This is a genomic window from Streptomyces hainanensis (assembly GCF_004348415.1).
In the GTDB taxonomy this organism is placed as follows: domain Bacteria; phylum Actinomycetota; class Actinomycetes; order Streptomycetales; family Streptomycetaceae; genus Streptomyces; species Streptomyces hainanensis.
In genome coordinates this window covers 1-9,302 of sequence record NZ_SMKI01000316.1, presented here as the reverse complement: position 1 = coordinate 9,302, position 9,302 = coordinate 1, and the positions used below count along the sequence as shown (strand labels likewise).

General features: G+C 74.1%; 11 protein-coding genes and 2 pseudogenes. 6 read left to right on the top strand and 7 right to left on the bottom strand.

The window, feature by feature from the left end:
* A pseudogene (locus E1283_RS39975) lies at positions 1–98 on the bottom strand (L-rhamnose isomerase); the annotation flags it as partial.
* Here E1283_RS39975 and E1283_RS25150 point away from each other — a divergent pair.
* Positions 55–801, top strand: a complete 747-nt coding sequence (locus E1283_RS25150) for an ABC transporter permease (RefSeq protein WP_425086223.1) — start codon at positions 55–57, stop codon at positions 799–801. The pseudogene E1283_RS39975 and the gene E1283_RS25150 overlap by 44 nt on opposite strands.
* Here the strand turns inward: E1283_RS25150 and E1283_RS25145 are convergent.
* Both E1283_RS25145 and E1283_RS25140 read right to left on the bottom strand, forming a co-directional pair.
* Positions 780–1,346, bottom strand: a complete 567-nt coding sequence (locus tag E1283_RS25145; protein WP_132820426.1) for a DNA polymerase ligase N-terminal domain-containing protein — start codon at positions 1,344–1,346, stop codon at positions 780–782. The two genes, E1283_RS25150 and E1283_RS25145, sit on opposite strands and share 22 nt — an antisense overlap.
* Before the next feature lie 29 nt (positions 1,347–1,375).
* Positions 1,376–1,873: an NUDIX domain-containing protein gene (locus E1283_RS25140; RefSeq protein ID WP_132820425.1), complete on the bottom strand. Its 498-nt coding sequence runs from the start codon at positions 1,871–1,873 to the stop codon at positions 1,376–1,378.
* Between the two features lie 555 nt (positions 1,874–2,428).
* Here E1283_RS25140 and E1283_RS25135 point away from each other — a divergent pair.
* The 4 genes from E1283_RS25135 to E1283_RS25120 all read left to right on the top strand — a co-directional run bounded on the left by E1283_RS25135 (position 2,429) and on the right by E1283_RS25120 (position 6,229).
* Positions 2,429–3,256: a helix-turn-helix domain-containing protein gene (locus E1283_RS25135; protein ID WP_132820424.1), complete on the top strand. Its 828-nt coding sequence runs from the start codon at positions 2,429–2,431 to the stop codon at positions 3,254–3,256.
* 43 nt (positions 3,257–3,299) lie between these two features.
* Positions 3,300–3,662 (top strand): hypothetical protein, encoded by a 363-nt coding sequence (locus E1283_RS25130; protein WP_132820423.1) that lies wholly within the window; start codon positions 3,300–3,302, stop codon positions 3,660–3,662.
* A 180-nt stretch (positions 3,663–3,842) separates the two neighbouring features.
* The gene (locus E1283_RS25125) at positions 3,843–4,505 is read left to right on the top strand and encodes a hypothetical protein (RefSeq protein ID WP_132820422.1); all 663 of its coding nucleotides are present in this window, start codon (positions 3,843–3,845) and stop codon (positions 4,503–4,505) included.
* Positions 4,506–4,672: 167 nt separating this feature from the next.
* Positions 4,673–6,229, top strand: a complete 1,557-nt coding sequence (locus tag E1283_RS25120; protein ID WP_132820421.1) for an MFS transporter — start codon at positions 4,673–4,675, stop codon at positions 6,227–6,229.
* Positions 6,230–6,348: 119 nt separating this feature from the next.
* On the opposite strand, the gene E1283_RS25115 is transcribed toward E1283_RS25120, so the two are convergent.
* The 4 genes from E1283_RS25115 to E1283_RS25105 all read right to left on the bottom strand — a co-directional run bounded on the left by E1283_RS25115 (position 6,349) and on the right by E1283_RS25105 (position 9,069).
* Positions 6,349–7,275, bottom strand: a complete 927-nt coding sequence (locus E1283_RS25115; protein ID WP_132820420.1) for a hypothetical protein — start codon at positions 7,273–7,275, stop codon at positions 6,349–6,351.
* 83 nt (positions 7,276–7,358) lie between these two features.
* Positions 7,359–7,481, bottom strand: coding sequence for a hypothetical protein (locus E1283_RS39505; protein WP_279571291.1), 123 nt, complete (start codon positions 7,479–7,481; stop codon positions 7,359–7,361).
* A 291-nt stretch (positions 7,482–7,772) separates the two neighbouring features.
* Positions 7,773–8,570: an alpha/beta fold hydrolase gene (locus tag E1283_RS25110; RefSeq protein ID WP_132820419.1), complete on the bottom strand. Its 798-nt coding sequence runs from the start codon at positions 8,568–8,570 to the stop codon at positions 7,773–7,775.
* A gap of 58 nt (positions 8,571–8,628) precedes the next feature.
* A complete protein-coding gene (locus E1283_RS25105; protein WP_132820418.1) occupies positions 8,629–9,069 on the bottom strand; it encodes a MarR family winged helix-turn-helix transcriptional regulator in 441 nt (146 codons plus the stop codon).
* Positions 9,070–9,199: 130 nt separating this feature from the next.
* Between E1283_RS25105 and E1283_RS25100 the strand changes: the two are divergent.
* Positions 9,200–9,302, top strand: a pseudogene (locus tag E1283_RS25100) (Ohr subfamily peroxiredoxin); the annotation flags it as partial.

Genomic DNA, 9,302 nt, shown 5'->3' with positions numbered 1-9,302 from the left:
GCCTCGGCGAGCCGGTCCTGGCGGGATCGGACGTCGTCCTGGCCCGGGTAGTTGGTGCCGTCCGCGAACCAGAGCTTCAGGTCGCGGGAGCGGGTGGCGGCGTTCGCGAGTCTGACGCGGGACGACGGGCGCGGCTACGCGCGGTCGGTGCTGGTCGCCGGCGGCCGGGCGGTGGTGCAGCTGGCGGCGGTGTCGTTCCTGATCGGCTGGGTCGTCGGGTCCTGGGCGGCGCTGGCCGGGTTCCTGCTGGTGATGTACGCGGTCGCGGTGTGGACCGCGGGTCGGCGGATCACCGACAACGGGAGCTGGCGGTGGGCCGCGGTGCCGATCGGCGCCGGGCCGGTGCCGGTGCTGGCGGCCGTGCTGGCCACGGGCCTGGTGCCGGCGCGGGGGATCACGCTGATCCCGGTCGCCGGCATCCTGATCGGCGGCTCGCTGACGGCGACGGCGCTGGCCGGGCGGCGGGCCCTGGAGGAGCTGACGACGCGGCGCGGTGAGGTGGAGGCGGCGCTGGCGCTCGGGCTGCCGCCCCGGGAGGCCAGGCTGGAGATCGCGCGCCCGGCGGCCTCGGGGGCGTTGATCCCCGGCCTCGACCAGACCAGGACGGTGGGGCTCGTCACGTTGCCTGGCGCGTTCGTCGGGATGCTGCTGGGCGGGGCGTCGCCGGCGCAGGCCGGCGCGGTGCAACTGTTCGTGCTGCTGGCCCTGTTGGCGGCGCAGACCGTGGCGGTGGCGCTCACCCTCGAACTGGTGGCGCGCGGCCTGTTGAGCCGGGGCGGTCAGCCCTCGGCGGTGACCTGACGCAGGGTGCGGCCGGTGCGGGTGGAGCGGGCGCGTTGGGGGTCCGGGGTGCCGCGGTCGGAGGCGTGGCGGTCGGCGCGTTTCACCAGCAGCCAGGCGTCCTGGCGGAACCGGGTGAGGGCGTAACCGCCGTGCAGCTTCCCGCCGTCGAGGCGGAACGACAGGTGGCCGCGGCGCAGCGCGTTCGCCAACGGGCGGCCCTCGACCTGGTAGGTGCCCTCGTCCCAGATGATCACCGGCCCCGCGCCGTACTCGCCGCGGTCGATGACGCCCTCGAAGTCGCGGTACTCCAGCGGGTGGTCCTCGGTCGGCACGGCGAGCCGCTTGTCGTGCGGGTCGGTCGAGGGACCCTTGGGGATCGCCCAGGACTTCAGGACGCCGTCGGCCTCCAGCCGGAAGTCGAAGTGCGTGGTGGTGGCGTCGTGGATCTGCACGACGAAACGCGGCGCCGCCGTCGGCGGGCCATCGCCGCCGCTGGGTTCGGTCGTCCTGGTGAAGTCCCGCTTGCGCCGGTACTCCGTGAGATCCCTGGCCACCCTGCCCATGCTCGCAGCGGTGGGCCCGCCTCGCATCCTCAGTCGACGGCGGAGCCGTTCCGCAGCTCGACGATCCGGCCGTCCCGGCGCGCGGCCACGGCCGCCTGGACGCGGCGGGCCAGCAGCGGGATCAGCCGCTCGCCCACCCGCTCCGGCTCGACGAACGCGAACGCCCGCAGCTCGTCGGCCGGCAGGCGGATCCCGGCGACGTCGGCGGGCGAGAGCCGGCCGCCGTCGTACACGTGGGTGAGGGCGTCGCTCCTGCCCGGACGCGGCGCCGCCCAGTCGACGACCAGCAGCCGCCCCGGCGGGCGGACGAGACCGAGCTCCTCCTCGACCTCCCGGGCCGCGCCCTCGCGCGGGCTCTCGTTCTCCTCGACGGCGCCGCCCGGGATCTCCCACGGCTCCTTGTAGACCGGGTCGACCAGCAGCACCCGCCCGTCGCCGTCGAGGAACAGCACACCGGCGGCGACCCGCTTGCGCGGCAGCGACCGGTCGTAGGCGGAGAGTTCGGCGGGATGAGAGGGAACGGCCATGGTCGGCAGGGTAGTCGGGTTGGCCGGCCGTGGCCGGGCACTGACCGAGTACGTCGCCGAGCGATGCCAACTGGCAGGGGCGTGACCGGGATTGACCAATTAGCCCGATCTGTGGGGGCATTCGTCGCCAGCGTATGAAGATCGTTCCGATTACGTCTCGTAGCGCTGGCACATCGGAGGGTTGACGTTGTAGCGTCCCCAGCACACGACGGAGCCCGGCCAGGCGGCAACCAGGGACCGGGCCCCGCGAAACGTCAGCTTCGATCAGTGGAGGGCACATGCCTCCTGAACGCACGCTGCGGTTCGACCGTAGCATCCCCCGCCAGGCGGTGGTAGGAACGCGGCGGGCGCTTGCCAGGAAGGTCAACGGCGTGGCGGCGCCCGTTCCCACGCCCGCCGCCGGCGGATCCGCCGGGGCCGCGGGCCGTTGACGAGCGGGGCCGCGCCGCCCCGCCCTGCCGGCCGGTACCGGCGGCCGACCGTCGTTTCGCCCGGCGGCCGACCGGTCTCGCGCCGACTTCCGGTGAGAAACCGACGTATCCCAGGGAACGTGTGTTGACCCCTTGCAAGAACGCCAAGTGCGGCAAGCCGATCGAACCCAACCCCGTCGGACGTCCCAAGGAGTACTGCGACAAGCGGTGTCGGGACGCCGCATACCGGGCCGGACACGCCGTGCCGGCACCGAACGCCCAACGTTTCACGCCCTGCCTCCAGGACATCACCCGCGATCTCGCCCGCCGCGTCGAGGCGTTGGGCCGGGCCGCCGAGGCCGACGACCGCAGCGGGGCGCACGCCCTCCGGGTGCTGGAACTCGCCGCCGGGCTCGGCCCGGTGGTGGAGGACCTGGAGGCGGCGTCGGTGCAGCAGGCCCGCGACCGCCGGGTGCGGGCCGCCGAGATCGCCCGGCGGCTCAACGTCTCGCCCGGCCGGCTCCGCAGCCGCTGGCCCACCGACCGGGTGGCCCGCCGGATGCGTCAACGTGGCCGTGCCAACGGGGCGTTCATCGTCCAGCAGGGGGCGGACGCCGCGGCCGGCGAGTCCCCGGAGGCGACCGAGCTGACCCTCGCCCTGGCCCGGCTGCAGCGCGCGAGCGGGCGCAACCTGCGGGAGTTGGGGGAGCGGACCGGGGTGTCCGCCTCCTACCTGTCCCGGGTCCTCACCGGAAAGCGCCGCCCCTCCTGGGAGTTGGCCCAGGCCCTGACCGCCGCCTGCGGCGGGGATCCGGCCGAGCTGCTGCCGCTGTGGCAGGCGGCGCGCCCTCCCGCGCGTTCCCCGGCCCGCGCGCCCACCCGTACCTCGACACGCCCGCCCGCACCGCACACGCCGGTGAGTGCCCCGGCGCGGGCCGGGAGTGTCGGCCCGCCGGCGGCCGCCTTCGGCTGACCCGGGGCCGGCGCCACCCACCAGTGACCACGAGAGACCGCTCTTGACCGTGTTCCCGCTGCCCTTACCCCCCGACTACGAGGCGTTCCTCGCCCTGCACCGCGAGCGCTATCTCGCCTACGCCCGCCACCACCGCCCGCACCCCGACGCCGACCGGGACGTCGCCGCCGTGCTCGAACAACTGCTGCGCGGCTGGCGCGGCGTGCTGAGCCACCCCAACCCCGCCTCCCTCGCCTGGCGGCTGCTCACTGCCCGGATCCACCGCCAGGCCGGTGAACAGCCGCCGGCCCAGTACGACGCGCACGTGCTGCACCGGGTGCTCGGCTACCCGGTGACGGCGGTGGCCGCCGCCATGGGGCAGACGCCCGCCACCGTCCGGTACCTGCTGGGCGTCACGGGCCGCTGACCGTCCCGCGCCGCCGTTCCAGGGGTGAGGTGTCTCCGCAGGTCAGGAGCGGTTTCGGCGTTCCCGCGTGCCCGATCGGCCGGCGACCGTCGAGGGCGGGACGGGGGCCGGTCCAGGCTGTGCCCCGTCAGCGCACCGCGTTGGCACGATCACCTCAGTTCCGTCAGGGGGACCTTCGTCATGACGCTCCGTCCGGGCCTCGCCCGCACCGCCTGCGCCGCCGCCATCAGCGTCGCCGCGCTGGCCGGCACGCTCGCCTTCGGTGGCGGCACCGCCACCGCGCACGTCTCGCACGACGGGCCGGCCACGCAGTCCGCGCAAGCCACGCAGGCCGCGCCGAGCCCGCTGGAGCCGGGCGACCTGCCGCCGCACTCGACGCCGTGGACGGCCGGCCCGCTCACCCGGGGCGCGGGCGACCCGCTGTTCTGCGTGGAGAACGCCGTCCCGGAGCGCGGCACGGTGCGGCGCGACTTCCACACCGACCTGGAGACCAACGCCACCCAGCTCATCATCGACCGGAACAGCCCGGCGGCCGCCCGCCGCACGGTCGCCACCCTGCGCGCCTCCATCGAGAACTGCGCGGACGGCTGGGCGGGCCAGTACCCGGGCGCCTCCGCCGAGTGGGTCGACCACGGCCCGATAGCGGCCGGCGACGGCGGCCGCGTCTACGGCGTCGGGACGTCGATGCCCGAGCTCACCGACGACGTCCACCTCTTCGCCGTCGGCCGCAGCGGCGACCTGGTGACGGTCGTGGTGTGGGGCGAGATGGGCACCCTGGCCTCGGCGCCGACCGACGCCTTCCGCGCCACCGCCCGCACCGCCGTGGACCGCCTCGGCGGCTAGGCCCTGTCGCCCGGACAGGGCTCAGCCCGGCGGCTGGTGAAGGGGACGAGCGACGACGGTCGGTGGAGGGAACGAGCGACGACGGCCGGAGGAGGGGCCGCGCCCGGCACGGGGGTCCGGGCGCGCCCCGAGCGGCGGACGCCGCCACCCGCGGCGATGATGTGACCATGACGCAGCGGGGTGCCGGGCCGGCCGGGGTCGCGGCCGGCGACCTGGGAACCGACTCCGCGACCGGCCGCCGGGTGCTCGCCAGCGCCGTGCTCGGCTCCGGGATGGCGCAGCTCGACGGCACCATCGTCACCGTCGCGCTCCCCCGGATCGGGTCCGACCTCAACGTCCCGCTGTCCGACCTCCAGTGGACCCTCAACGCGTACATGCTCACGCTCGCCGGCCTGATCCTCCTCGGCGGCGGCCTCGGGGACCGCTACGGGCGGCGGCGCGTCTTCGTCTGGGGGGTGGTGTGGTTCACGATCGCCTCCCTGCTGTGCGGGATGGCGCCCAGCGGGACGGCGCTGATCGGGGCGCGGGCGCTGCAGGGCGTGGGCGGCGCGCTGCTGACGCCGGGATCGCTCGCGCTGATCCAGTCGTCGTTCCGGCCCGAGGAGCGGGCCAAGGCCGTCGGCCTGTGGTCCGGCCTCGGCGGGGTCGCCATCGCCCTCGGGCCGTTCCTCGGCGGCTGGCTGGTGGACGGGCCCGGGTGGCGCTGGATCTTCTTCATCAACGTGCCGTTCGCGGTGGTCGTCCTGGTGCTGACCAGACGGGTGCCGGAGAGCCGCGACTGGGAGGCCAGCGGCCGTTTCGACATCGCCGGGGCCGCGCTGGCCGCGGTGGGCCTCGGCGGCGTCACCTACGCGCTGATCGGCCGCTTCTGGCCGGCCGCGGTCGGCGGCGTGGCGGTCTCGGTGGCCTTCGTGTGGTGGGAACGGCGCACCCCGCGCCCCATGTTGCCGCTCGGCGTCTTCCGCTCCCGCCTCTTCACCACCACCAACCTGGTGACGCTCTGCCTCTACGCGGCGATCGGCGGCGCCTTCTTCCTGCTGCCCACCCAGCTCCAGAACGGCCTCGGCTACGACGCGTTGCAGGCCGGCGTCGCCACGCTGCCGATGACGCTGCTGCTCACCGCGCTCTCCGGCCCCGCCGGGGCGCTGGCGCAGCGGATCGGGCCGCGGGTGCCGATGACGCTCGGCCCGCTGGTGGCCGCCTGCGGGCTGGCGTTGCTGCACCGGGTGCACCCGGGCGGCTCCTATGTGAAGGACGTGCTGCCGGCCGTCGTCGTGCTCGGCCTCGGCCTGAGCCTGTTCGTGGCGCCGCTGACGGCGACCGTGCTGGCGTCGCTGCCGGTGCGGCGGGCCGGGGTGGCCAGCGGCGTCAACAACGCGGCCGCGCGGGTGGCGCAGCTGTTCGCCGTGGCCGCGCTGCCGTTGGCCGTCGGGCTCTCCACCGACCAGTACCGGAACGCGAGCGCGGTGGACACGGCGTTCGGCAAGGCGGTGCTGATCTGCGCCGGGCTGATGGTGGTCGGCGGCCTGGTCTCGCTGGTCACCGTGCCGGGCAAGCTCACCCCGGCGGCCGAGGGCGAGTCCGTTCCCACTCCCGAGTGCACCCGGCACTGCGCGATCGGCTCGCCGCCGCTCGAACCGGGCGGCGACCGGCGGGAACAGCGGCGGGAACAGCGGCGGGACGGTTCAGGGCCGGATGCCGGCCCCGGCCGGGCCGGTACGTAGCGGGCACGGCAGACGCGGGTCCCTGTGGTGCGGGGAGCAGCCGACGACGTCGAGGGTGAGGTAGCCGGTGCCGCGCAGATGCCAGCCGGCGTGCACGTCGCTACCCGGGGTGGGCTGACCTACCGCTCGGTCGGTGCGGGGGCGAAGAGGGCGTCGGCCGTGTCGTGGGTGAACACGCGGTCCATCCACAGCGCGAGTTGATCCAGGTCGGTGCACGTCCGGATCCGCTCCAGCGCCTCCGGGGCGAGGTGCACACCGCGCTGGTCGAGCATGCGCAGCAGCGCCCTCACGAGCATCCGCGCGCCCTCCTCACGGCCCTCCTCTCGGCCTTCGGCCTTGCCCTCCGCCCTGCCCTCCAGGTACCTCTCCTCGATCTCGAGGCCACGGCCGGGGAAGAAGATGATCATCAGCTTTCTCCAGATGTCGAGTGCCCGGGTGCCCCCGAGGCCGATCTCCAAGAGTTGCGAGTAGTAGTCCACCGACTCGGTGTCGGCGCCGCGGAGGGCGGACACCATCGCGTCCAGTATGTCCGGGGCCTCCGGCGCGTCGCCATGTGTCAGGGCCGAGAACGCCGCCAACGGGAGGTTCTCGGCGGCCTCCGCCGGGTCGGTGATGACCGGGACGTTGCCCGGGCCGAGGACCAGGGGGTTGAGCTGGAGCGATGTCCAGCCGTTGGTGTTCAGGTGGAAGGGGCCGGCCGCCCAGTCGGCCGTCGCCTTGTCGCGGCAGACCACCAACAGCAGCGCCGGGACCCGGTACTTCGACTTCAGGTAGCTCAGGTAGTACGCCCAACTGCTCGCCTTGTCCGGATCCTGCCTGGTCTGCGCCTCGATGGCGAGGAGCATCGCCTCGCCCCGCTGGGAGGTGAGCCGCAGCACGCTGTCCACCCGGCGCTCCAGTGGCCGGATCTCCGTGGCGTCCCCGTTGACGACCTCCACGACAGCCGGTTCCGGCAGTTCGACGCCGAGGATCCGGAAGACCGGTGTCAGGAGGTGGGGCCGCTCCTGGAAGATCCGGTGTGCGGCCTCGTGACGGGATGTGACCATGCTTCGACCCTAAGGCACCATGATCGACTGAACCGCCCGAACGGCGTAAGTTCACCCGTTCGAGTAGAAGGTGATACCCGAGGTCAGAAGCGGTGTCCGCAGGCGAGGCAGATCTCGCGGTCGTCGGGGCAGGTGGCCCCGCAGCCGGGGCACTGTTTGAGTGCGACGGGGGCGGCCTGGGCGGTCAGTTCGCTGGTCGTGGTCATACCTGGGTGGCTCTCTTCCGCTTTCCGTGGCCGCTCCGGCGCTCGCCCGCCCCGTGGCCGCCGCTCGCGCAGCGGGCGCAGGGGGTGGCGTGGTCCCCGCCGTGGTGCCGTTCGACGTGCTGTGCGTACTGCTGCTCTGCCTGATCTTGATACCCGGTGAGCTGCGACTGCCACGTGCAGTCCGGATTGTCACATAAGTATCGGTAAAAGGTCCGCGCCGCGAGAGCGATGGAGATCACCTCTTTCCGCGACGATAGTGACCCGAGATCCGGGCGCGGACCAGAGGGCGTGTCAGCCGGTCGGGGCGCCGGCGTGCGCGTCGAGGAAGGACCGGGTCAGCGCGAGCCAGGCGTCCGGTGCTTCGACGAACGGCAGGTGGCCGGAGGGGAGTTCGGCGAACTCGGCGTCGGGGATGCCGGCCGCGAGCGCCCGGTGGTGGTGCGGGGTCACCATCTCGTCGTGCAGCGTGGAGACGACGAGCGTCGGCACCGCGAGGCGCCCGAGGTCCGCCCGGACGTCCACCGCGCTGCCGAGCACGACCTGGTCGATCGCGCCGGGCGGCGCGGGGGTGCGGGCTCCGGTGACCAGCGCGTCGAGCCGGTCGGCGGTGAGGCCGTCGAGGTAGGGCGTGCCGGGGCCGTGCAGCGCGGCCCAGCGTGCCGCGTCCTCGCGGTCGGGCGAGGTGAGTCGCGCCAGCCAGTCCTCGAACATCAGCCGCATCCGGGGCCCGGGGTGGGCGAACGACGCCGTCAGCACCAGTGCCGTCACGCGCTCCGGGTGTCGGGTCGCGGCGCGGACGGCGACGGCGCCGCCGAGCGAGTAGCCGAGGACGGCGAAGGTCTCGACGCCCTCCTCGACGGCGGCGGCGACCAGCGAGTCGGCGAGCCGGTCGAGGTCCAGCGGTTCGGTGGCCCGTGGGGTGCGGCCCGAGCCCGGGTAGTCGGGGCCCACGACGGTGTGGCGTTCGGCGAGGCCGTCGAGGAGCGGGCCGTAGTTCGCGTCGACGGAGCCGGTGGCGCCGTGGGCGAGCAGCAGCCCGGGGCCCGAGCCGCGCACCAGCCGGCCCAGTCGGTAGGGAGGTGTGTTCATGGCGGCGAAGCTAGGGGCTGACACCGGTGGCAGGGTCAAGCGCCGGCGGCCGGCCCGCTCACGGCGCGGCCGCGTCCAGGGCCGCCGTCAGGCGGGCGAGGCGGTCGCGCAGCTCGACGACGTCGGCCGGCGGCAGCCCGGTGGCCTCGGCGATCCGGCGGGGGATCAGCTCGGCGCGCTCGCGGAGCGCGAGACCCGCTTCGGTGAGGCTGACGGTGACCGAGCGCTCGTCGTCCGCGCTGCGCCGCCGGTCCACGAGGCCGGCCGTCTCCAGCCGCTTGAGTAGCGGCGAGAGGGTGCCGGAGTCGAGCCGCAGCAGCTCGCCGATCCGTTTGACGGGCAGCTCGCCGTGCTCCCAGAGCACCAGCAGCACCAGGTACTGGGGGTAGGTGAGCCCCAGGTCCCTCAGTACCACCCGGTAGACGTTGCCGAAGGCGCGGGAGGCCGCGTGCAGGGCGAAGCAGATCTGCTGGTCGAGGCGGAGGTACTCGGTGCTCATGCCCTCAGGGTAGCCGAGTCGCCTGCGATTGAGTTGTGCACAACTCAATCGTGTGCAACTATTTGGGGGCGGGGGAGACCCCGAGGAGCCGGAAGAGGCCGAAGGCCCGACAGAGAGAGTGGGACCACCCATGGACGCGATCTACACCGCGGCGGCCACCGCCAACGGCCGTGACGGCCGCGCCGTCAGCAGCGACGGCAAGCTCGACCTGGGGCCGGTCTCTTATACACCTA

Coding starts and splice junctions, on each gene's coding strand:
- E1283_RS25105 (WP_132820418.1), bottom strand. CDS start 9,069: ATGAGCACCGAGTACCTCCGCCTCGACCAGCAGATCTGCTTCGCCCTG.
- E1283_RS25140 (WP_132820425.1), bottom strand. CDS start 1,873: ATGGCCGTTCCCTCTCATCCCGCCGAACTCTCCGCCTACGACCGGTCG.
- E1283_RS25125 (WP_132820422.1), top strand. CDS start 3,843: ATGACGCTCCGTCCGGGCCTCGCCCGCACCGCCTGCGCCGCCGCCATC.
- E1283_RS25110 (WP_132820419.1), bottom strand. CDS start 8,570: ATGAACACACCTCCCTACCGACTGGGCCGGCTGGTGCGCGGCTCGGGC.
- E1283_RS39505 (WP_279571291.1), bottom strand. CDS start 7,481: ATGACCACGACCAGCGAACTGACCGCCCAGGCCGCCCCCGTCGCACTC.
- E1283_RS25115 (WP_132820420.1), bottom strand. CDS start 7,275: ATGGTCACATCCCGTCACGAGGCCGCACACCGGATCTTCCAGGAGCGG.
- E1283_RS25120 (WP_132820421.1), top strand. CDS start 4,673: ATGACGCAGCGGGGTGCCGGGCCGGCCGGGGTCGCGGCCGGCGACCTG.
- E1283_RS25145 (WP_132820426.1), bottom strand. CDS start 1,346: ATGGGCAGGGTGGCCAGGGATCTCACGGAGTACCGGCGCAAGCGGGAC.